This is a genomic window from Streptomyces sp. Tue6028 (assembly GCF_002300165.1).
Classification (GTDB): Bacteria; Actinomycetota; Actinomycetes; order Streptomycetales; family Streptomycetaceae; genus Streptomyces; species Streptomyces siamensis.
In genome coordinates this window covers 149,232-171,312 of the sequence record NZ_MLCE01000022.1, presented here as the reverse complement: position 1 = coordinate 171,312, position 22,081 = coordinate 149,232, and the positions used below count along the sequence as shown (strand labels likewise).

At 69.8% G+C, this 22,081-nt stretch carries 20 protein-coding genes; 4 read left to right on the top strand and 16 right to left on the bottom strand.

Going from position 1 to position 22,081, the window contains the following annotated elements; translation table 11 throughout:
- From nuoK to BKI49_RS21615, 11 genes are read right to left on the bottom strand one after another with little or no spacing between them, the layout of a single operon-like run.
- Nucleotides 1–300: an NADH-quinone oxidoreductase subunit NuoK gene (gene nuoK / locus BKI49_RS21665; protein WP_003974374.1), complete on the bottom strand. Its 300-nt coding sequence runs from the start codon at nucleotides 298–300 to the stop codon at nucleotides 1–3.
- Nucleotides 297–1,115, bottom strand: coding sequence for an NADH-quinone oxidoreductase subunit J (locus BKI49_RS21660; RefSeq protein WP_095935941.1), 819 nt, complete (start codon nucleotides 1,113–1,115; stop codon nucleotides 297–299). Before BKI49_RS21660 ends, nuoK begins: the two co-directional genes overlap by 4 nt.
- Complete coding sequence (gene nuoI, locus BKI49_RS21655) at nucleotides 1,112–1,741, bottom strand: NADH-quinone oxidoreductase subunit NuoI (RefSeq protein ID WP_095935940.1); 630 nt, start codon at nucleotides 1,739–1,741, stop codon at nucleotides 1,112–1,114. Before nuoI ends, BKI49_RS21660 begins: the two co-directional genes overlap by 4 nt.
- A complete protein-coding gene (gene nuoH / locus BKI49_RS21650) occupies nucleotides 1,734–3,107 on the bottom strand; it encodes an NADH-quinone oxidoreductase subunit NuoH (RefSeq protein WP_095935939.1) in 1,374 nt (457 codons plus the stop codon). Before nuoH ends, nuoI begins: the two co-directional genes overlap by 8 nt.
- Nucleotides 3,104–5,608 (bottom strand): NADH-quinone oxidoreductase subunit G, encoded by a 2,505-nt coding sequence (locus tag BKI49_RS21645; RefSeq protein WP_095935938.1) that lies wholly within the window; start codon nucleotides 5,606–5,608, stop codon nucleotides 3,104–3,106. Before BKI49_RS21645 ends, nuoH begins: the two co-directional genes overlap by 4 nt.
- Complete coding sequence (gene nuoF / locus BKI49_RS21640) at nucleotides 5,605–6,978, bottom strand: NADH-quinone oxidoreductase subunit NuoF (protein WP_095935937.1); 1,374 nt, start codon at nucleotides 6,976–6,978, stop codon at nucleotides 5,605–5,607. The genes BKI49_RS21645 and nuoF overlap by 4 nt, the downstream gene beginning before the upstream one ends.
- Nucleotides 6,978–7,823, bottom strand: coding sequence for an NADH-quinone oxidoreductase subunit NuoE (nuoE, locus tag BKI49_RS21635; RefSeq protein ID WP_095935936.1), 846 nt, complete (start codon nucleotides 7,821–7,823; stop codon nucleotides 6,978–6,980). Before nuoE ends, nuoF begins: the two co-directional genes overlap by 1 nt.
- On the bottom strand, nucleotides 7,820–9,160 hold the full coding sequence (locus tag BKI49_RS21630; protein WP_095935935.1) for an NADH-quinone oxidoreductase subunit D: 1,341 nt from the start codon (nucleotides 9,158–9,160) through the stop codon (nucleotides 7,820–7,822). Before BKI49_RS21630 ends, nuoE begins: the two co-directional genes overlap by 4 nt.
- Complete coding sequence (locus BKI49_RS21625; RefSeq protein ID WP_095935934.1) at nucleotides 9,157–9,897, bottom strand: NADH-quinone oxidoreductase subunit C; 741 nt, start codon at nucleotides 9,895–9,897, stop codon at nucleotides 9,157–9,159. Before BKI49_RS21625 ends, BKI49_RS21630 begins: the two co-directional genes overlap by 4 nt.
- Nucleotides 9,894–10,448, bottom strand: coding sequence for a NuoB/complex I 20 kDa subunit family protein (locus BKI49_RS21620; protein ID WP_003998928.1), 555 nt, complete (start codon nucleotides 10,446–10,448; stop codon nucleotides 9,894–9,896). The genes BKI49_RS21625 and BKI49_RS21620 overlap by 4 nt, the downstream gene beginning before the upstream one ends.
- 13 nt (nucleotides 10,449–10,461) lie before the next feature.
- Nucleotides 10,462–10,821, bottom strand: a complete 360-nt coding sequence (locus BKI49_RS21615) for an NADH-quinone oxidoreductase subunit A (protein WP_007383963.1) — start codon at nucleotides 10,819–10,821, stop codon at nucleotides 10,462–10,464.
- Nucleotides 10,822–11,534: 713 nt separating this feature from the next.
- Between BKI49_RS21615 and BKI49_RS21610 the strand changes: the two genes are divergently transcribed.
- Complete coding sequence (locus BKI49_RS21610; RefSeq protein ID WP_095935933.1) at nucleotides 11,535–12,374, top strand: C40 family peptidase; 840 nt, start codon at nucleotides 11,535–11,537, stop codon at nucleotides 12,372–12,374.
- A gap of 117 nt (nucleotides 12,375–12,491) precedes the next feature.
- Here the strand turns inward: BKI49_RS21610 and BKI49_RS21605 are convergent, their stop codons facing one another.
- A complete protein-coding gene (locus BKI49_RS21605) occupies nucleotides 12,492–14,321 on the bottom strand; it encodes a hydroxysqualene dehydroxylase (RefSeq protein ID WP_095935932.1) in 1,830 nt (609 codons plus the stop codon).
- Between the two features lie 90 nt (nucleotides 14,322–14,411).
- On the opposite strand from BKI49_RS21605, the gene def reads away from it, so the two are divergent.
- On the top strand, nucleotides 14,412–15,038 hold the full coding sequence (def, locus tag BKI49_RS21600; protein WP_095935931.1) for a peptide deformylase: 627 nt from the start codon (nucleotides 14,412–14,414) through the stop codon (nucleotides 15,036–15,038).
- A gap of 139 nt (nucleotides 15,039–15,177) precedes the next feature.
- Here the strand turns inward: def and BKI49_RS21595 are convergent, their stop codons facing one another.
- Nucleotides 15,178–16,467, bottom strand: coding sequence for a geranylgeranyl reductase family protein (locus BKI49_RS21595; RefSeq protein WP_095935930.1), 1,290 nt, complete (start codon nucleotides 16,465–16,467; stop codon nucleotides 15,178–15,180).
- A 98-nt stretch (nucleotides 16,468–16,565) separates the two neighbouring features.
- Here BKI49_RS21595 and BKI49_RS21590 point away from each other — a divergent pair, with 98 nt between their 5' ends.
- Together BKI49_RS21590 and BKI49_RS21585 are read left to right on the top strand one after the other, a co-directional pair.
- Nucleotides 16,566–17,075, top strand: coding sequence for a GNAT family N-acetyltransferase (locus BKI49_RS21590; RefSeq protein ID WP_095935929.1), 510 nt, complete (start codon nucleotides 16,566–16,568; stop codon nucleotides 17,073–17,075).
- Between the two features lie 133 nt (nucleotides 17,076–17,208).
- Nucleotides 17,209–17,541, top strand: coding sequence for a PASTA domain-containing protein (locus BKI49_RS21585; RefSeq protein ID WP_095935928.1), 333 nt, complete (start codon nucleotides 17,209–17,211; stop codon nucleotides 17,539–17,541).
- A gap of 64 nt (nucleotides 17,542–17,605) precedes the next feature.
- Here BKI49_RS21585 and BKI49_RS21580 read toward each other — a convergent pair whose 3' ends face one another.
- The 3 genes from BKI49_RS21580 to BKI49_RS21570 all read right to left on the bottom strand — a co-directional run bounded on the left by BKI49_RS21580 (nucleotide 17,606) and on the right by BKI49_RS21570 (nucleotide 22,073).
- Nucleotides 17,606–18,298: a demethylmenaquinone methyltransferase gene (locus BKI49_RS21580; RefSeq protein ID WP_095935927.1), complete on the bottom strand. Its 693-nt coding sequence runs from the start codon at nucleotides 18,296–18,298 to the stop codon at nucleotides 17,606–17,608.
- Between the two features lie 94 nt (nucleotides 18,299–18,392).
- On the bottom strand, nucleotides 18,393–19,775 hold the full coding sequence (locus BKI49_RS21575; RefSeq protein WP_095935926.1) for an acyltransferase family protein: 1,383 nt from the start codon (nucleotides 19,773–19,775) through the stop codon (nucleotides 18,393–18,395).
- Nucleotides 19,776–22,073: a bifunctional polysaccharide deacetylase/glycosyltransferase family 2 protein gene (locus BKI49_RS21570; protein WP_095935925.1), complete on the bottom strand. Its 2,298-nt coding sequence runs from the start codon at nucleotides 22,071–22,073 to the stop codon at nucleotides 19,776–19,778. It abuts the gene before it with no gap.
- Nucleotides 22,074–22,081: the final 8 nt, after the last annotated feature.

Here is a 22,081-nt window from a genome sequence, read left to right as displayed (position 1 = left end):
TCAGAGCTTCATCAGGCTGGCGTCGTCGACCGAGGCCGAGTGGCGGGAACGGAACAGCGACACGATGATCGCGAGCCCGACCACGACCTCCGCGGCGGCGACGACCATCGTGAAGAAGGCGATGATCTGGCCGTCGAGATTGCCGTGCATGCGGGAGAAGGCGACGAACGCGAGGTTGCAGGCGTTGAGCATGAGCTCGATGCACATGAACACCACGATCGCGTTGCGTCTGATCAGTACGCCGGTGGCGCCGATCGTGAACAACAGGGCCGCGAGATAGAGGTAGTTGACCGGGTTCACTTCGACCCCTCCCCCGTCTTCGTGCGCTCCAGGCGCTCCTCGGCACGCTGCTCCAGGGCCTTCAGATCGCTCAGTGCCTCGGTCGACACGTCACGGATCTGGCCGCGCTCGCGCAGCGTCTTGTTCACGGTCAGCTCGGACGGGGTGCCGTCGGGGAGCAGGCCCGCGATGTCCACCGCGTTGTGCCGGGCGTAGACGCCGGGCGCCGGGAGCGGCGGTACGTGCTTGCCCTCGCGCACACGCTGTTCGGCCATCTCGCGCTGGGTCTTGGCGCGCTCGGTGCGCTCGCGGTGCGTGAGCACCATGGCGCCGACGGCGGCCGTGATGAGCAGGGCGCCGGTGATCTCGAACGCGAACACGTACTTCGTGAAGATGAGGGCGGCGAGGCCCTCCACATTGCCGTTCGCGTTCGCCTTGGCCAGGCCGTTGAAGTCCTTGATGGAGGCGTTGCCGATGCCGCCGAGGAGCAGGACGCCGAAGCCGAGACCGCACACCAGGGCCAGCCAGCGCTGCCCCTTGATGGTCTCCTTCAGCGAGTCCGCCGCGGTGACACCGACGAGCATGACCACGAACAGGAACAGCATCATGATCGCGCCCGTGTAGACGACGATCTGGACGATGCCCAGGAAGTACGCGCCGTTGGCCAGGTAGAACACCGCGAGGATGATCATGGTCCCGGCGAGGCAGAGCGCGCTGTGCACGGCCTTCTTCATGAAGACGGTGCCCAGGGCGCCGATCACGGCGACGGTGCCCAGGACCCAGAACTGGAAGGCCTCCCCGGTGGAGGTGGAGTATGCGGCCAGCTGCGCGCTCATCCCTCCGCCTCCTCACCGGCGGGCGCACCCGACGTGTTCGCCGAGGCGGGCACCTCGCCCTGGGAGAGGGCCACTTGGCGCTGCGTGCCGGGCGCGGCCTCGGTCACCAGACCCCGGTAGTAGTCCTGCTCGTCGGTGCCCGGGAAGATCGCGTGCGGTGTGTCGACCATGCCCTCGTCGAGCCCGGCGAGCAGCTGCTCCTTGGTGTAGATGAGGTTGGCCCGGCTGGAGTCGGCCAGCTCGAACTCGTTCGTCATCGTGAGCGCGCGCGTGGGGCACGCCTCGATGCACAGTCCGCACAGGATGCAGCGGGCGTAGTTGATCTGGTAGACGCGGCCGTACCGCTCGCCCGGCGAGTAGCGCTCCTCGTCGGTGTTGTCCGCACCCTCCACGTAGATCGCATCCGCGGGACAGGCCCAGGCGCAGAGCTCACAGCCGACGCACTTCTCCAGGCCGTCCGGGTGGCGATTGAGCTGGTGCCGGCCGTGGAACCGCGGAGCGGTGGTCTTCTGCTGCTCCGGGTACTGCTCCGTCAGCCGCTTCTTGAACATGGCCTTGAAGGTCACGCCGAAGCCGGCGACGGGGTTCTGGAAACCCTGCTTGGTCTCCTTCGGCTCCTCAGCCATCGGACCCCTCCTTTCCGTCACGAGATCCACCCATTGATCCGTCACTCGCAGTATCGGACCCGCCACTGACAATGAGCTCCCGCTCGCGACGCGAGCGGCGCCTCGGCACCGGTGGCAACTCCTGCCCCGGCAGCGGCGGCACGGGGAATCCACCGGCCATCGGGTCGAAGGCGGCGGGTTCGGCGGGCACCTCCCGGGCCCCCTGCTTGTCGCGGAAGATGTCCGCGACGAAGGAGAGCAGCAGCAGGACGAGGACGCCGCCGCCCACGTACAGGGCGATGTCCGCGAAGTCGTAGTTCTCGTTCCTGAGCGTCCGTACGGTCGCGACGAGCATCAGCCAGACCACGGAGACCGGGATGAGCACCTTCCAGCCGAGCTTCATCAGCTGGTCGTAGCGGACGCGCGGGAGCGTGCCGCGCAGCCAGATGAAGAAGAAGAGCAGCAGCTGCACCTTGATGACGAACCACGCCATCGGCCACCAGCCGTGGTTGGCGCCCTCCCAGAAGGTGCTGATCGGCCACGGGGCCCGCCAGCCGCCCAGGAAGAGGGTCACCGACACCGCCGAGACCGTCACCATGTTCACGTACTCGGCGAGCATGAACATCGCGAACTTGATCGACGAGTACTCGGTGTTGAAGCCGCCGACCAGGTCGCCCTCGGACTCCGGCATGTCGAACGGCGCGCGGTTCGTCTCGCCGACCATCGTCACGATGTAGATCAGGAACGAGACCGGCAGCAGGATGATGTACCAGCGGTCCTGCTGCTGCTCGACGATCGTCGAGGTGGACATCGACCCGGAGTAGAGGAACACCGAGGCGAAGGCGGCGCCCATGGCGATCTCGTAGGAGATCATCTGCGCGCAGGACCGCAGACCGCCCAGCAGGGGGTAGGTCGATCCGGAGCTCCAGCCCGCCAGCACGATGCCGTAGATGCCGACGGAGGCGACCGCGAGGACGTAGAGCATCGCGATCGGCAGGTCGGTCAGCTGCATCGTGGTGCGGTGGCCGAAGATCGAGATCTCGTTGCCCGCGGGGCCGAAGGGGATCACCGCGATCGCCATGAAGGCCGGGATGGCCGCGACGATCGGCGCGAGGACGTAGACCACCTTGTCCGCGCGTTTGACGATGACGTCTTCCTTGAGCATCAGCTTGATGCCGTCGGCGAGCGACTGGAGCATGCCCCAGGGGCCGTGCCGGTTCGGGCCGATGCGCAGCTGCATCCACGCGACGACCTTGCGTTCCCACACGATGGAGAAGAGCACGGTCACCATGAGGAAGGCGAAGCAGAAGACCGCCTTGATGACGACCAGCCACCACGGGTCGCGGCCGAACATGGAGAGGTCTTCAGCGGCGAGGTACGGGCTCATGCCTCCACCTCCTTGGGAGCCTCGGCGGCGGAGCTCGCCGGACCGATACGGACGAGTGCGCCGGGCTGCGCCCCGGTGTCGGAGGCGACGCCCGTTCCGGCGGAGTTCAGCGGGAGCCAGACCACGCGGTCGGGCATCTCGGTGATCTGGAGGGGGAGTTCGACCACTCCGGAGGGGCCGGTCACGGCGAGGAGGTCGCCGTTCGCGACGCCCGCCTCGGCGGCCGTGGCGGCCGACACGCGCGCGCGTGCGGCGTGCCGGGTCCCGGCGAGCGCCGCGTCGCCCTCCTGGAGGCGGCCCTGGTCGAGCAGCAGACGGTGTCCGGCGAGGACGGCCTCGCCGGCGGCCGGACGCGGCAGCTGCACGGCCGTCTCCAGGGGCTCGGTGGCCCGCGGCCCGTCCCAGGCGCCGAGCCGGTCCAGCTCGCCGCGCACGGTGCGCAGGTCCGGCAGGCCCAGGTGCACGTCCATGGCGTCGGCCAGCATCTGCAGGATGCGCGCGTCGGTGGGCGCAAGGCGTCGGGTCATCTGGTCGGGCTTGAGTGCGGCCTCGAAGAGGCGGGCGCGGCCCTCCCAGTTGAGGAAGGTGCCCGCCTTCTCGGCGACGGCGGCGACGGGAAGCACGACGTCGGCGCGCTCGGTGACCTCGCTGGGGCGCTGCTCCAGCGACACCACGAAGCCGACTTCGGACAGGGCGGCACGCGCGCGTGCCGGGTCGGGGAGGTCGGCGACCTCCACGCCCGCCACCAACAGGGCCCGCAGCTCGCCGCCCGCGGCGGCCTCGACGATCTGGCCGGTGTCACGGCCGTAGCGGTGCGGAAGCTCGGAGACGCCCCAGGCGGCGGCGACCTCCTCCCGCGCGCGGGGGTCGGTGGCCGGGCGTCCGCCCGGAAGCAGCGACGGCAGCGCGCCCGCCTCGATCGCGCCGCGCTCGCCTGCCCGGCGCGGAATCCACACCAGCTGGGCGCCCGTCGCGGACGCGGCGCGTACGGCCGCGGTGAGCCCGCCGACCACGGAGGCGAGGCGCTCACCGACGACGATCACGGCGCCCTCGGTGCGCAGCGCCTGCGCGGCCTGTGCTCCGTCGCCCTCCAGGCCGACTCCGCTCGCGAGGGCGTCCAGCCATTCGGTCTCGGTGCCGGGCGCGGCGGCCAGCAGGACGCCGCCCGCCTTCTCCAGTCCGCGCGTCGCGTGCGTGGCGAGCGAGAAGGTCTTCTGGCGGTGCCCCCGCCAGGCCTTGCGCAGCCGAAGGAAGACGCCGGGTGCCTCCTCCTCCGACTCGAAGCCGACCAGCAGGACGGCGGGCGCCTTCTCCAGGGAGGTGTACGTGACGCCCGAGCCGTCCAGATCCCGGCCCCGTCCGGCGACGCGGGCCGCCAGGAAGTCGGCCTCCTCGGCGCTGTGCACGCGCGCGCGGAAGTCGATGTCGTTCGTGTCGAGGGCCACGCGCGCGAACTTGCTGTAGGCGTAGGCGTCCTCGACGGTGAGCCGGCCGCCGGTGAGGACACCGGTCCGGCCCCGGGCCGCGAGCAGCCCCTGCGCCGCCGCCTCCAGGGCCTCCGGCCAGGAGGCGGGCTCCAGCTCACCCGACGCACCGCGCACGAGGGGCGTCTCCAGGCGGTCGCGCTGCTGCGCGTACCGGAACCCGAACCGTCCCTTGTCGCAGATCCATTCCTCGTTGACCTCGGGGTCCGGGGCCGCGAGGCGCCGCATGACCTTGCCGCGCCGGTGGTCGGTGCGCGTGGCGCAGCCTCCGGAGCAGTGCTCGCACACGGAGTGCGAGGAGATGAGGTCGAAGGGGCGCGAGCGGAATCGGTACGCCGACGAGGTCAGCGCGCCGACCGGGCAGATCTGGATGGTGTTGCCGGAGAAGTACGACTCGAAGGGGTCGCCCTCACCGGTGCCGACCTGCTGGAGCGCGCCGCGCTCGATCAGCTCGATCATCGGGTCGCCGGCGATCTGGTTGGAGAAGCGGGTGCAGCGGGCGCACAGCACGCACCGCTCCCGGTCGAGCAGCACCTGCGTGGAGATCGCCACCGGCTTCTCGTACGTCCGCTTCCTGCCCTCGAAGCGGGACTCGGCGTTGCCGTGCGACATGGCCTGGTTCTGCAGCGGGCACTCGCCGCCCTTGTCGCACACCGGGCAGTCCAGCGGGTGGTTGATGAGCAGCAGCTCCATCACACCCTGCTGGGCCTTCTCCGCCACCGGGGAGGTGAGATGAGTCTTGACGACCATCCCGTCCGTACACGTGATCGTGCAGGACGCCATGGGCTTGCGCTGGCCCTCGACCTCGACGATGCACTGGCGGCAGGCGCCCGCCGGGTCGAGCAGCGGATGGTCGCAGAACCGGGGGATCTCGATGCCGAGCTCTTCGGCGGCCCGGATGACCAGGGTGCCCTTCGGCACGCTGATCTCGGCGCCGTCGATCGTCAGCGAGACGAGATCCTCCCGCGGGACCGCCGCCTCCCCGCCTCCGGAGGGAGCGCTGGTGGTCACTGTCATGCGTTCACCTCCGTGCGGTCGGCCCAAGCGGTGGACTTGGCCGGGTCAAAGGGGCAGCCGCGGCCCGTGATGTGCTGCTCGTACTCCTCACGGAAGTACTTGAGCGAGGAGAAGATCGGCGAGGCGGCGCCGTCGCCGAGGGCGCAGAACGACTTGCCGTTGATGTTGTCGGCGATGTCGTTCAGCTTGTCGAGGTCGGACATGAGGCCCTTGCCGGCCTCGATGTCGCGCAGCAACTGCACGAGCCAGTACGTCCCCTCACGGCACGGCGTGCACTTGCCGCAGGACTCGTGGGCGTAGAACTCGGTCCATCGCGTGACGGCCCGCACCACGCAGGTCGTCTCGTCGAAGCACTGGAGGGCCTTGGTGCCGAGCATGGAACCCGCGGCGCCGACCCCTTCGTAGTCGAGGGGGACGTCGAGGTGCTCGTCGGTGAACATCGGCGTGGAGGAGCCGCCCGGCGTCCAGAACTTCAGCCGGTGGCCGGGCCGCATTCCGCCGCTCATGTCGAGGAGTTGGCGCAGCGTGATGCCGAGCGGGGCCTCGTACTGGCCGGGGTTCGCGACGTGGCCGCTGAGCGAGTAGAGCGTGAAGCCCGGGGACTTCTCGCTGCCCATCGACCTGAACCATTCCTTGCCTTTGTGCAGGATTGCGGGAACGGATGCGATGGATTCGACGTTGTTCACCACAGTGGGGCACGCGTAGAGGCCCGCGACGGCAGGGAAGGGGGGACGGAGCCGCGGTTGGCCACGGCGGCCTTCGAGCGAGTCGAGCAGCGCGGTCTCCTCGCCGCAGATGTACGCGCCCGCGCCCGCGTGCACGGTGAGCTGGAGGTCGAGCCCGCTGCCCAGGATGTTCTCGCCGAGGTAGCCCGCCTCGTAGGCCTCACGCACGGCCTCGTGCAACCGCCGCAGGACGGGGACCACTTCACCGCGCAGATAGATGAAGGCATGCGAAGACCGGATGGCGTAGCACGCGATCACCATGCCTTCGATGAGGCTGTGCGGGTTCGCGAAGAGGAGCGGGATGTCCTTGCAGGTTCCCGGCTCCGACTCGTCGGCGTTGACGACCAGATAGTGCGGCTTGCCGTCGCCCTGCGGAATGAACTGCCACTTCATTCCGGTCGGGAATCCCGCGCCGCCGCGACCGCGCAGTCCGGATTCCTTGACATAGGCGATGAGGTCGTCGGGCGACATCGCGAGCGCCTTGCGCAGACCCTCGTATCCGTCGTGCCTGCGGTAGACGTCCAGCGTCCAGGACTTCTCCTCGTCCCAGAAGGCCGAGAGCACGGGCGCCAGCAGCTTCTCGGGGCTGGACTCTCCCCCGGCCTCCGGCTGCGACGTGCTCCCGTATTGGGTGGACAAGGTCATCACTCCCCCTCCTCGGCGACGGGACCCGCCGGGTGGGCCGGGTCGGAGGCCGATGTGTCCTGCGGCGCGTCGTGCGAGCTCAGGTGCTCGGGGTGCGGCTGGTCCTGAGGCGCCCCGCCGCCGCGCGGGTGCACCACGCGCGCGGGGGCGGCCTCCCCCTTGGCCAGCCGGAGCCCGATCAACGACGCGTGACCGGCGCTGCCGCTCGCCTCGACGGCTCCGGCGCGCTCGTCGGGGAAGCCCGCGAGGATCCGGGCGGTGTCCTTGAAGGTGCACAGCGGGGCACCGCGGGTGGGCTCGACCTGTGCTCCCGCGACCAGGTCGTCGACGAGGCGCTTCGCGGAGTCCACGGTCTGGTTGTCGAAGAACTCCCAGTTGACCATCACGACCGGCGCGAAGTCGCAGGCCGCGTTGCACTCGATGTGCTCCAGGGTGACCTTGCCGTCCTCGGTGGTCTCGCCGTTGCCGACGCCCAGGTGGTCCTGGAGTGCCTCGAAGATCGCGTCGCCGCCCATGACCGCGCACAGGGTGTTGGTGCAGACGCCCACCTGGTAGTCGCCGGAGGGCTTGCGCCGGTACATCGAGTAGAAGGTCGCGACCGCGGTGACCTCGGCCGTGGTCAGGCCGAGCACCTCCGCGCAGAACCGCATTCCCGTCCGCGTGACGTGGCCCTCCTCCGACTGCACGAGGTGCAGCAACGGCAGGAGCGCCGAGCGGGAGTCCGGATAGCGGGCGACGACCTCCCGCGCGTCGGCTTCGAGCCTGGCCCGGACGTCGTCCGGGTAGTCGGGCGCGGGCAGGTGGGGCATGCCCAGGCTGACGCCCTCGGAGGGGGTGGTGGTCACCGGTCGACGCCTCCCATCACGGGGTCGATGGACGCCACGGCGACGATGACGTCGGCGACCTGGCCGCCCTCGCACATCGCCGCCATGGCCTGGAGATTGGTGAAGGACGGGTCCCGGAAGTGGACCCGGTAGGGGCGGGTGCCTCCGTCGGACGCGACGTGCACCCCGAGCTCGCCCTTGGGCGATTCGACCGCCACGTACGCCTGGCCCGGCGGGACGCGGAAGCCTTCGGTCACCAGCTTGAAGTGGTGGATCAGGGCCTCCATGGAGGTACCCATGATGTTCTTGATGTGGTCGAGGGAGTTGCCGAGACCGTCGGGGCCGAGCGCGAGCTGGGCCGGCCAGGCGATCTTCTTGTCGGCGACCATGACCGGGCCCGGCTGGAGCCGGTCCAGGCACTGCTCGACGATGCGCAGCGACTGCCGCATCTCCTCCACGCGGATCAGGAAGCGTCCGTAGGAGTCGCAGGTGTCGGCGGTCGGCACCTCGAAGTCGTACGTCTCGTAGCCGCAGTACGGCTGGGACTTGCGCAGGTCGTGCGGCAGGCCGGCGGAGCGGAGGATCGGGCCGGTGGCGCCGAGGGCCATGCAGCCGGCCAGGTCGAGGTAGCCGACGTCCTGCATGCGGGCCTTGAAGATGGGGTTCCCGGTGGCGAGCTTGTCGTACTCGGGAAGGTTCTTCTTCATCTTCTTCACGAACTCGCGGATCTGGTCCACGGCGCCCGGGGGCAGGTCCTGGGCGAGGCCGCCGGGGCGGATGTACGCGTGGTTCATCCGCAGGCCGGTGATCAGCTCGTAGATGTCGAGAATGAGTTCACGATCACGGAATCCGTAGATCATGATCGTGGTGGCGCCGAGCTCCATGCCGCCGGTGGCGATGCACACCAGGTGGGACGAGAGCCGGTTCAGCTCCATCATGAGGACGCGGATGATCGAGGCGCGGTCGGGGACCTGGTCCTCGATGCCGAGGAGCTTCTCGACCGCGAGGCAGTACGCCGTCTCGTTGAAGAACGGCGTCAGGTAGTCCATGCGCGTCACGAACGTGGTGCCCTGCGTCCACGTGCGGAACTCGAGGTTCTTCTCGATGCCGGTGTGGAGGTAGCCGATGCCGCAGCGGGCCTCGGTGACCGTCTCGCCGTCGATCTCCAGGATGAGCCGGAGCACGCCGTGCGTGGACGGGTGCTGCGGACCCATGTTGACGATGATGCGCTCGTCGTCGGAGGTGGCCGCGGTCTGGGCGATCTCGTCCCAGTCACCGCCGGTGACCGTGTAGACGGTGCCCTCGGTCGTCTCGCGGGCCGACGCGGCTGATGCAGAAGAAGGGGTCTGCGTGCTCATGAGTACGACCTCCGCTGGTCCGGAGCCGGGATCTGGGCGCCCTTGTACTCGACGGGGATGCCGCCGAGGGGGTAGTCCTTGCGCTGCGGAAAGCCCTGCCAGTCGTCCGGCATCATGATCCGCGTCAGTGCCGGGTGGCCGTCGAAGATCAGCCCGAAGAAGTCGTACGTCTCGCGCTCGTGCCAGTCGTTGGTCGGATAGACGGAGACGAGCGAGGGGACGTGCGGGTCGGCGTCGGGGGCGCTGACCTCCAGCCGGATCAGCCGGTTGTGGGTGATCGAGCGCAGGTGGTAGACGGCGTGCAGCTCGCGGCCCTTGTCGTGCGGGTAGTGGACCCCGGAGACACCGGTGCACAGCTCGAAGCGGAGGGCCGGGTCGTCGCGCAGGGTCTGGGCGACGCGGACCAGGTGCTCGCGCTCGATGTGGAAGGTGATCTCGCCTCGGTCGACGACCGTCTTCTCGACGGCGTTGTCGGGGACGAGTCCCTGTTCCTCCAGGGCGCCCTCCAGCTCGTCGGCGACCTCGTCGAACCAGCCGCCGTAGGGGCGGGTGGCCGGGCCCGGGAGCCGGACGGAGCGGACCAGGCCGCCGTAGCCCGTGGTGTCGCCGCCGTTGTCGGCGCCGAACATGCCCCGCTGGACGCGGATCTCCTCGCCGCCCTCGCCACGCTGGCCGGGGAGGTTCGAGGCTCCGAGGTCCTTCTCGGGGTTGACTCCGTTGCCGTTCGCGTCGCTCACCGCAGCAGGCCCTTCATCTCGATGGTGGGAAGCGCCTTGAGCGCCGCTTCCTCCGCCTCGCGGGCCGCCTCCTCGGCGTTCACGCCGAGCTTGGAGGTCTGGATCTTCTGGTGGAGCTTGAGGATCGCGTCCATCAGCATCTCGGGCCGTGGCGGACAGCCCGGCAAATAGATGTCGACCGGGACGATGTGGTCGACTCCCTGCACAATCGCGTAATTGTTGAACATTCCACCTGATGAGGCACAAACCCCCATGGAGATCACCCACTTGGGGTTGGGCATCTGGTCGTAGACCTGCCGCAGCACCGGCGCCATCTTCTGGCTGACCCGGCCGGCGACGATCATCAGGTCCGCCTGTCGCGGCGACCCGCGGAAGACCTCCATGCCGAAGCGCGCCAGGTCGTAGCGCCCGGCGCCGGTGGTCATCATCTCGATGGCGCAACAGGCGAGTCCGAACGTCGCGGGGAAGACGGACGCCTTGCGCACCCATCCCGCGGCCTGCTCGACGGTGGTCAGCAGGAATCCGCTCGGCAGCTTTTCTTCGAGTCCCATGTCTTAAGGCCCCTCAGTCCCATTCCAGGCCGCCGCGCCGCCATACGTACGCGTACGCGACGAAGACGGTGAGCACGAAGAGCAGCATCTCCACGAGCCCGAAAACACCCAGGGCGTCGAAGGTGACGGCCCAGGGGTAGAGGAAGACGATCTCGATGTCGAAGACGATGAAGAGCATCGCCGTCAGGTAGTACTTGATGGGGAAGCGCCCGCCGCCGGCCGGCGTGGGGGTCGGCTCGATGCCGCACTCGTAGGCTTCGAGCTTGGCGCGGTTGTACCGCTTCGGACCGATCAGCGTGGCCATGACCACGGAGAAGATCGCAAAGCCTGCCCCGAGGGCTCCCAGTACGAGGATCGGCGCATACGCGTTCACGCTCCTCGCTCCTCTCAGTCGGCACTGACTGGTGGCGGTTCGGCGGGCGAGCACTCCCGCCCCACAGGTCCCACGAGCTCCACCCGTCCCGGCGAAGATCGCGAACATGTGAAGCAGGTCACAAGCCCAACTGCCTCGCATCTTATGCCCGCCGGTCTGTGATCTGCGACACGGGGTATTACACAAGCTTTGTGATCTCCACCACCTGACGAACGATCATGAAGTCGTATGAGCAGTGATCTTCATACGCGAAGCGTCCGGTCGATCACCAGAGGTGACATTTCCGCTCGTCACCGCAGGTCCGAGGCGGCGTCTCCATATCAAGAGACTTCCTCTGCATGCAAATTCGAGTTGGACGCAGACCCTTGATAGAGGACCGCGTTCACACTTCGGAGGGAGCTCCGCGGCCGATGTGGACGCGTGCACGCGTTCACGAGCGGGGGACGGGTGGAGCTCACGCGCGGGACGCCGTCGCCCCGGTGACCGTTCCGTGACCTGCGCCACATCTGCCTGGGGGTCAGATAAGCCGGGCTTGGCCATCGGCTTCAACCGGTGGTAGGTGGCGGGCAATTCGGACGTAATACAGAAAGCCCATGATCACGGGCTTGGCGAGGGCTGTCCGCAATGCCCGTTACGGCGTCAATAAAGAGTGACGCGCGACGATTTCGGCGGCCGATTGAACAACTGTGGCGCACCACACGTTTCTTGAAGGTATGGAGGAGCCCCTGGTACCGCTTGTACCCATGTCCCACACCGCTCACATACGAAGCCACCGGAAACCCCGTCGCAACGCGTCGGCGCTCGCGATGCGCGCCGGTGTTGCCGGTGGCGTTCTCAGCACCCTGGCCGTGGCCGGTGCGTCCGGTTCGGCGAACGCCGCCGAGCCCGTGACGCAGACCCTCGAACTGCCCACCCTGACGGCCGACCTGGCCACCCAGGTCGCGCAGTCCGCGGACGCCACCCAGCAGGCCGCGGCCAACTACGAGCTGCAGGCGGAGCGTGACGCGGCCGCCGCAAAGGCCGCAAAGCAGGCCAAGGCGGACCTCGCCGAGGCCAAGCACAAGGCCGAGGCCAAGAAGAAGGCCGCCGCCGAAGCCGCGCGCAGGGCTGCCGCCACCGAGGCCGCCTCGCGCTCCTCGGAGCGGACCACCCTCTCCGCCTCCGCCTCCACGTCCACGAACGTCTCCGCCCCGGCCAGCGGAAGCGTCGCGACCGTCGTCGCCTTCCTCAAGGCACAGGTCGGCGACGCCTACGTCATGGGCGGCACGGGCCCGAACGCGTGGGACTGCTCGGGCCTCGTGCAGGCCGCGTTCAAGCAGGTCGGTGTCGACCTGCCGCGCGTCTCGCAGGACCAGTCGACGTCCGGCACGCCGGTCTCGCTGTCCAACCTGCAGGTCGGCGACATCCTGTACTGGGGTTCCGCCGGTTCGGCGTACCACGTGGGTGTGTACATCGGGAACGGCCAGTACCTGGACGCCGCCAACCCCTCCAAGGGTGTGGTGATTCAGGACCTTTCGGGCTATCCGGCCACGGGCGCGGTCCGCGTCCTCTGAGCCCTCGCCGGGAGGGCCGCCGCCTCAGAGGCGGCGGCCCTTTCGTGCTGCCCGCCCCCGTCTCCGTCCTGCCGCCTTCCCGCCTCCCTCCGACTCCGCGCCCCTGTCCGGGGTTGCCTATCCGAGGTCGAAGGTGTTCGGCAGGCCGAGCTTGTGGCGGAGTTCGTCCACCCGCTTCAGCGGCTCCATCTCCGGGGGGCGGTACAGCTCCCAGACGCGACACCGCTCGGTGTCCGAATCGTCCGCTTCCAGCAGTGCGTTGACGGCCCGCCGCGCCGATTCGTTCGCGCCCTCCATCGTCGCCAGGTCGACGTCCGTGCGGACGTAGTCGCCGGCGAGGAAGAAGTTCGGGACCGCCGTGCCGGCGGTGGGCCGGTTGTAGAGCGTGCCCGTGGGGTGGATGAGGAGCTGCTCGCGGTTCTGCGGGTCGGGCCCGCCCAGACCTGTCACGGCCGGGTCCATGAACCAGCCGATCCGGTCCTCGTCCCTGAGCGTCGTCTTCCCGGAGTCGTTCAGCCCGTCCTTCAGCTGCGCCCACAGTTCGGCGACGATCTCGTCCTTGGTGCACTCACGGGCTGTCCTGCCGTACAGGATCCCGGGTTTGTCCCACTCGGAGACGATCACGGACAGGCAGTCGTGGGCCTCGCCGTCGCCGTAGTCGCGTGAAAAGTCCCGTACGTCCCAGAACTGGGCCTGGCCGATGCCCGTCACCGACCACGGTGAGTCGAGGCAGTTGATGTGGCCGTGCACGACCGGGGTGGGCGTGCGCAGGTAGAACATCACGCCGGTCATCCAGTCCGTCCTCAGCGCGTCGCACCGGCCGAGCTGCCGGTCCGCCGCGCGCAGGGCGGGGCCCCAGGTCGCGCGGGCGTGCTCCACGGGCATCGCGGAGAGGTAGTGGTCGGCGGTGACGGTCCGTTCCCGGCCCCCGTCGCGGTCCGACACACGGACCCCCGTCACCCGACCCTGCGCGTACAGCACCTCCCGGACCTGGGTGCCGAGGACGAACTCGACACCGAGGGAGCGCAGATGCGTCTCCCAGGGGTCGATCCACGCCTCGCTCGTCGGCGCGTTCAGGACACGGTCGACGTCGGCGTCGCCGTCCATGCCGCGGCCCAGCAGCCCCCACAGCAGGAGTGCCTCGATGATGACGCGGCCGACCGTGCGGGTGGAGGCGATCTCGGCGCGGGTGGCGACGAGGTTGCGGGTCTGCCCGATGCCCAGCAGGGTCTGGTACTCCGTGCTCATCTCGCCGGCGCGGATGAAGTCCCACCAGGACACCTTCTCCCACTGCTCCTCACGGCGGGCGTCGCAGCTGGTGAGGTGGACGAGCAGCCGGTCGGCGAAGTAGGCGGCCTCGTGGGCCGGCAGGCGCGTGCCGAGGTCGAGGACCGACAGGATCTGGTCGCGGAGCCAGGACGGCGTGATGTCGCCGGGGGCGGGCGGAGTGGTGGCCCGGCGCAGCGGGAAGTGGAGGTCGGGCCGGCCCGCGTCCCGCGCGAACAGCGCCTCGGTGCCGCCACGGAGGTTGTCGTGGACTCCGCCCGCGTTGCCGGGGAAGGGGATGCGGCGCATCGTGTCCGGGAGGTTCCGGTAGAAACCGGGAAAGAAGCGGAAGCCGTGCTCGCCGGGGAGCGGTCTGCGTCCGCCGGCACCGGTCCCGGGGACGTCCATCGAGCGGGCCTTGCCGCCGAGTCGGTCGTAGTACTCGTAGACGGTCACGGCGTAGCCGCGCTCGGCGAGTTCGTGGGCGGCGCTGAGGCCCGAGACCCCGCCGCCGAGGACGGCGACCCGCCTGCCCGCGGCCGGGGCGGCCGCGGCGCTCCCGGCCGTCGCTAAGGAGACGGCGGCGGCCGTGGCTCCGACCGCTCCTCCGGCCGCGGCCAGGAAGCGTCTGCGGGTCTGTCCGATGTGCTCCTGGGACTGCTGCGCGTGTTCTGTTGTCATGAGCAACGGAGGGTAGGGAGGGGCTCCGGAAGCCGGAACCCCGTCGGCCCGCCACCCACAGCATCCTCACAATCACCGGGAGAGACAGTCATGCCACGTGTGTTCGTCCAGGGCAGCCCCGTCGACACGTATCCGCGGCTCGCGCCGGAGGCCCGGCGGGGTGCGGTACGGCGGATCACCGAGGTCGGCGAGGAGGTGCTGCACAAGCCGTGCCGGGACGTGACCGAGTTCGGGCCCGACCTCGCCGCGCTCATCGACGACATGTTCCTGACGATGTACGTCGCGGAAGGCGCCGGTCTCGCGGCGAACCAGGTCGGGGTCGCGCTGCGCCTGTTCGTCTACGACTGCCTGGACGACGAGGGGGTCCGGCACGTCGGGCACCTCGTCAATCCGGTTCTGGAGCCGCTCGGCCCGGCCGGGCGGCGGCTGCTCGACGAGGGCGAGGGCTGCCTGTCGGTGCCGGGCGCCGTGATGGACGTACCGCGTCCGGACCGGGCCGTCGTGCGCGGGCAGGACCGGGACGGCCGTCCGGTCCGCGTCGAGGGCACCGGGTACTTCGCCCGCTGCCTCGCCCACGAGACCGACCACCTCGGCGGGCAGGTGTATCTGGACCGGCTCTCCGGACGGGAGCGCAAGGAGGCCCTGCGGCAGGTGGCGGAACGACGCGAGGAGGTCTTCGCGCGCCGGGCCGCCAATCGGGAGGCGCTCGGTTCCTGAGAGGGGCCTTGCCGGCCGCCTTCCCACAGCTGCGGGCGGGCGGCCCGGCGAGCAGCTCGGTGCCGCCCCCTCACACAGGCGGCCCCGGGTCGAGGCGTCACCGGTGCCGCCCCCACGGACGGAGGGGGCGGCACCGGTGCTAGGCCTTCGGCGCGACCTTGCTCAGGCCGTTGATGATCCGGTCCATCGCGTCGCCGCCGGTCGGGTCCGTCAGGTTGGCGAGCATCTTCAGCGTGAACTTCATCAGCATCGGGTGGGTCAGTCCGCGCTGCGTGGCGATCTTCATGACCTTCGGGTTGCCGATGAGCTTCACGAACGCGCGGCCGAGCGTGTAGTAGCCGCCGTAGGTGTCCTTGAGGACGCGCGGGTAGCGCTGGAGGGCGAGTTCGCGCTGGGCCGGTGTGGCGCGCGAGTGCGCCTGGACGATGACATCGGCAGCGATCTGGCCGGACTCCATGGCGTAGGCGATGCCCTCGCCGTTGAAGGGGTTCACCAGACCGCCGGCGTCGCCGACCAGCAACAGGCCCTTGGTGTAGTGCGGCTGGCGGTTGAAGGCCATCGGGAGGGCGGCGCCGCGGATCGGGCCCGTCATGTTCTCCGGGGTGTAGCCCCAGTCCTCCGGCATGGACGCGCACCAGGCCTTGAGGACCTCGCGCCAGTCCAGTTCCTTGAAGGAGTCGGAGGTGTTGAGGACGCCGAGGCCGACGTTCGACGTGCCGTCGCCCATGCCGAAGATCCAGCCGTAGCCGGGCAGGAGACGGTCCTCGGCGCCGCGCCGGTCCCACAGCTCCAGCCAGGACTCCAGGTAGTCGTCCTCGTGACGCGGCGAGGTGAAGTACGTGCGGACCGCGACGCCCATCGGACGGTCCTCACGGCGGTGCAGCCCCATCGCCAGGGAGAGGCGGGTGGAGTTGCCGTCGGCGGCGACGACGAGCGGGGCGTGGAAGGTGACCTCGCGCTTCTCCTCACCGAGCTTGGCGTGGACGCCGGTGATGCGGCCGGTGCGGTCGTCGACGATCGGGGCGCCGACGTTGCAGCGCTCGTACAGCCGCGCGCCCGCCTTCTGCGCCTGCCGCGCCAGCTGCTCGTCGAAGTCGTCCCGCTTGCGCACGAGTCCGTAGTCGGGGAAGGAGGCGAGATCCGGCCAGTCCAGCTGGAGACGCACACCGCCGCCGATGATCCGCAGGCCCTTGTTGCGGAGCCAGCCCGCTTCCTCCGAGATGTCGATGCCCATCGAGACGAGCTGCTTGGTGGCGCGCGGGGTCAGGCCGTCACCGCACACCTTCTCCCGCGGGAACGCGGTCTTCTCCAGGAGCAGGACGTCGAGTCCCGCCTTCGCGAGGTAGTACGCGGTGGTGGAACCGGCTGGCCCGGCCCCGACGACGATGACGTCGGCGGTGTTTTCGGAGAGGGGCTGGGGCTCGGTCACGGCGGGGTCTCCCCAAGACTCGAAATCAACGTGCCGACGGGCACTGGACATGGGCAGTCTATGCAGCGGTACTGATCACCCGGCTGAAGGGTTGCCCCGTGAACCGACCTCTCCCCGACGTACGGCTCCGTGTCCCCACCGACGAGGACGCCTTCGCCTGGCACCGGATCTTCGCCGACCCGGAGGTCATGGAGTTCCACGGAGGCAGGGCGGCCGAACTGTCCGTGTACGAGGAGCTCACCGCGCGGCAGCGGCGGCACGACGCGGAGCACGGCTTCTGCCTGTGGACGATGGTCGGCCCGGAGGGCGAGGTGCTGGGCTTCACGGGGGCGCAGCCGTGGCCGCACGGGTGGGGGCCGACCGGCGAGATCGAGATCGGCTGGCGGCTGGGACGGGCGCACTGGGGCAAGGGGTACGTCACGGCGGCGGCCCGCACCACCCTGGAGCGGGTCCGCGCGACCGGAGTCCGTGATGTCGTGGCCATGGTCAACGCGCGCAACGAACGCTCCATCGCCGTCACGAAGCGGCTCGGCATGGAGCTCGCCGAGCGGTTCACGACTCCGGTGACGGGCCAGGAGGGCCACCGCTACCGCCTGACGCTGGCCTGAGCGACCCGGTACCTGCTCGCGCGGCCCGGTGGCGCCCCCGGCACCGGCCCGCGCGGGACCGGCGGCGCCTCCGACGACTTCCGGATGGCACCGGCGGAGGCTTACCCTTCCGGTACCGCTGGGGGTGAAGCTTGTGCAGATAACACCCAAGACACCCGAAGTGCGCGTGCCGCGGCTCGTCGGTCTGATGGCCGTGGACGCGCGTGAGACGGCCGAGGCGCAAGGGGTGCTGCTCGTCGCACCGGACCGGCCCGACTTCCTGCGCACGGTCGTCGACTATGTCGTACGGCAGTACCCGCCACCCGGCGTGGAGGTCCCGCGCGGTGCCCTGGTCACCGTGTGGTTCGACCTCGGTGACGCCGAGGGCGGCGCGGGAGTGCGCGAGCCGCGCCTGCCACGCCCGCCGTCGGGCGGGATGCGCCGCGAACTCGACGAGCCCGGTGATCCTTTCGTGGTGCCGCACTGAGCGACCGCGCCGGTACGCCGCCGCGGCCCGCACGCCGACCGCTCCGGGGCCGGCCGCGCCGCGGTCAGGCCTTGAAGCCCCGGTGCAGGGCCACGACCCCGCCCGTCAGGTTCCGCCAGGCCACCTTCGACCAGCCCGCCTTGCGCAGCCGCTCGGCCAGCTCGGGCTGGGTCGGCCAGGCACGGATGGACTCGGCGAGATAGACGTACGCGTCCGGGTTGGAGGAGACGGCGCGGGCGACCGGCGGCAGCGCGCGCATCAGGTACTCGGTGTACACCGTGCGGAACGGCGCCCAGGTGGGGTGGGAGAACTCGCAGATCACGACCCGCCCGCCGGGCTTCGTCACCCGGTACAGCTCGCTCAGCGCGGTGTCGGTGTCCTGCACGTTGCGCAGCCCGAAGGAGATGGTGACCGCGTCGAAGGTGTCGTCCTTGAAGGGCAGCTTCGTCGCGTCGCCCGCGGTGAGCGGAAGCCACGGGTGGTTCCTCTTGCCGACCCGCAGCATCCCGAGGGAGAAGTCGCAGGGCACGACGTAGGCGCCGGTGCGCGCGAAGGGCAGGGAGGAGGTCGCCGTACCGGCCGCGAGGTCGAGGATCTTCTGCGCGGGCCGCGCGTCGACCGCCTTGGCGACCTCTCTGCGCCAGACCCGGTCCTGGCCCAGCGACAGCAGGTCGTTCGTCAGGTCGTACCGTTCCGCCACGTCGTCGAACATCGAGGCGACTTCGTGCGGCTGCTTGTCCAGGGATGCGCGGGTCACGGGCCCATTGTGGCAGTACGGGCCGGGCGGCTCTCCGGCACCCGGCCCGTACGCCGGCCTCGCGTCCCCCCTGGAGACCTCCGCCGGGTCCCGCTCAGGGAAGGAGTCTCGGCTTCTTCCTGGCCGCCACGTCCTCGACCCAGCCGAAGAGCGGGACGGCGATCCAGATCAGCAGCCAGCCGATGCCGAACATGAACCACTGGCTCTCCAGCGGGAGCCACTTCTCGAAGGCCGGCACCTTCCAGAACTGATCGATCAGCGGGACCGCGAGCACCAGGGCGATCTCGTGCCAGAGGTAGATCGTCACGGCCCGGCCGTTGAAGATCGTCACGATCCGGTCGAGGCGCCGGAAGCGGGTGAGCCACGCGAAGTCGACATCGCAGTACGCCTTGAAGTACATCAGGAGCGTCACGAAGCCGGCCGACCAGAAGGCCTGCGCGAGCGGGATCTCGTCCAGGTCGTAGGTGCCGGCCGCCGACCGCTGGACGAACGCGTACCAGCCGCCGCAGGCGAGCGCGGCCAGCGACGCCAGGACGACCGGTCCCGGCCTCAGCCGCTGGAGCACACCCTCGCGGTGCGCGAATCCGAGGAGCCAGCAGAACCCGTACGTCGCCAGGTCCGTGAGGGCGCTGCCGAAGCGGTCGTACGGCGGCTGCCAGACGTACTGGAAGACCACGATCGGGACGAGGGACAGCAGCAGGACGGGGGTCGGGGCCCTGCGGAAGATCCGCAGGAGCAGCGGGGAGAGCAGCACGAACCAGAGGTACGTCCGCAGGTACCAGAGGATCTCCCAGGCCTGCGCGCCCCATTGGTTGCCCGGCGGGTCGCCGACCGGCACGATCCAGAACACGATCTGCCAGCCCGGCATCCAGTCGTGGATCAGCATGGCGACCACGACGAAGAACCCCCAGAACCAGAAGGGCGGCAGCAGCCGCCGCATCCGGCTTCTGATCACCTTGAGGGCGGGCCGTTCCAGGGACTTCGCCATCAACGTGCCGGCGAGCGCGAACATCACGCCCATCGAGGGGAAGACCAGGCCGGCCCAGGCCCAGCCGAACGTGTGGTAGGTCACGACACGGACCAGGGCGACGGCTCGGAGGGCGTCGAAGTAGCGGTCGCGGCCTTGTGCTCCTGCTCCCGTCCGCGGCGCGGACTCCTCCGGCGCGGGGAGCGGTTGCTCCGCCGCGTCGCCGCCGGGGTCCGGTTGCGCGGGGGACGGCAGTTCGGTCGGGTCCCAGCCGTGCGGCGCCGCGGGAACACCGCCCGCGGCGGCGTACTCGGGAGACACCGCGCCGTACGCCTGCGGCTGCCGGGCCCGGCCGTACGGATCGGAGGGCTCGCCATGACCGTAGGGATCGGGCTGCTGCACGTAGCCGTAGCCGTAGCCCTGCTGCGGGTACTGGTCGTACTGCCCGAACTGCCCTGGCTGGTCGTGCTCTTGGTGGTACTGCTCTTGCCGGTTCTGGTCCCAGCTCATCTAGCTCACCCCCGCCGGGGTGCCGACCTCGCCCGTGCGCTTGAGTTTCTGCCAGCGCAGACGTCCGCCGGTGAGGGCCGTGACGCAGGAATGGATCAGGACCAGGTACATCATCTGCCGGTACGCGAGTTGCTGGAGCGGCAGCATCGCGAGGTAGCGGTACTTCTCCCGGTCGAGCCGGAAGGCGTAGGCGGCGCAGACGAGTTGGACGCCGAGGACGGCCAGCCAGGCGAGCAGGGCCGCACGGAAGTCCACGAAGACCATCGAGTAGACGGTGAACACGTCGATGAGCGGCGCGAAGACCGGCGTGACGATCTGGAAGAGCACGACGAGGGGCATGCCCACCCTGCCGAAGCGGCCCGAAGGGCCCCTGTCCGTCAGGGACTTGCGGTGCTTCCACAGCGCCTGCATGGTGCCGTACGACCATCGGTAGCGCTGCGACCACAGCTGCTTGAGCGAACCCGGCGCCTCCGTCCAGGCCCTGGCGTGCTCCTGATAGACGACGCGCCGGCCCGCCCGGTGCATGGCGATGGTGATGTCGGTGTCCTCGGCGAGCGTGTCCTCGCTCATGCCGCCGACCTCCAGCACCGCGTCCCTGCGGAAGGCCCCGATGGCGCCCGGGATGGTGGGCATGCAGCGCAGCAGGTCGTACATGCGGCGGTCGAGGTTGAAGCCCATCACGTACTCGATGTGCTGCCAGGCACCGATCACGGTGGTGCGGTTGCCGACCTTGGCGTTGCCCGCGACCGCGCCGATCTCCGGGTCGGCGAAGGGCTGCACGAGCTGGTGCACGGCGTCCGGTTCGAAGACGGTGTCGCCGTCCATCATCACGACGATGTCGTATCCGGCATTGCGTACGCCGTTGTTGAGCGCGGCGGGCTTGCCCGCGTTCTCCTGCCGAATGACCCGGACGTTGGGCATGCCGAGCGACTCCGCGATCTCGGACGTGTTGTCCGTCGACCCGTCGTCGACGACGATGATCTCGATCGGATGAGTGCTCCTCGCCAGCGACTTGAGGGTGTTGGCGATGCACTCCTTCTCGTTGTAGGCGGGCACGATCACGGACACGGGTTCGGTGACCGGCGGCCCCCAGCTGAACCTCCCGCCCCGGCCGCGCCTGCGGTTGCGCTGCCGGTGGTGGCGGCGGGCGAGGACCAGCATCATCGCGAAGCGGCCCATGACGGCGACTCCGACGACGACGAGGAACCAGGACAGGGCCGGTACGACCCACTCGGCCACGGCGACGGCCCAGATGAGGGCCCTGCCCTCGTAGAGCGTCGCGCCGGTGGCGGTGCGGTGGGCGGCCTGCTCGGTGCCGACCGTGGCGGCGCCGGCCGAGCCGGGGCGCCCCCCTCGGCCGTCCGCCGGGGCCGCTCCCCCGGCGGCGGCCTGCCCCGTGCCGTCGGCGCCGGTGCGGTCCAGCCGGGCCTGCGCGCCGCTGACCGTGGTGAAGGTGTAGCCCTTCGCCTTCATCTTCTTGATGTACGTGTCGAGCGCCTCGACCGTCTGCGAGCGGTCGCCGCCCGCGTCGTGCATGAGGACGATGGCGCCCTTGTTCCTCTTCGGCGTCGCCCACCGGACGATCTTCGAGACGCCCGGCTTCTTCCAGTCGTCGCTGTCGGTGTCGACGAAGACGCTGGTGTAGCCGAGACCGCCGATCTCCTTGTAGACGGGCCAGCTGTAGTTGTCGACGGCGTCGATCTCCGACGAGTACGGCGCGCGGAACAGCGTGCTGGTGACGCCCGCGGCGCCCGCGAGGGCGAGCTGGGTCTGGTTCAGCTCGCGCTTGAGCCGGGCCGCGCCCTGGTAGGAGAGGTCGACGTGGGTGAAGGTGTGGATGCCGACCTCGTTGCCCTGCTCGACCAGCTTCTTCACGATGCCCGGATAGCGCGAGACCATCGAGCCGACCATGAAGAAGGTGCCCTCGACGTCGTTGTCCTCCAGGACCTCGAGGACCTGGGGCGTCCAGGTGGCCGTCGGCCCGTCGTCGAAGGTGAGCACGATGGTCTTCGCCGGCACCGACCGGGTCTTCGCCGTGCCGTTGTCGAAGGTCAGGATGGGCCCGCCGTCGAGGATCTTCTCGGGGACCTCGTCGTAGGCCGCGCCGTCGCGCACGCGCGAGTCGTTGCCGATCTCGGAGCGCAGGTAGCCGTCGAGGAGCATCACGCTGACGAGGGCCAGCAGGAGCAGGAGGGCGAGGATGACGCGCGGCTTCTGCAGCGCCGCGGCCCTGCCGGCGGCCCGCTCCATCCTGGAGGGGGCGCGGCGGCGGCCACGCGAGGGCGTCGTCGTAGTCATGAGAGTGG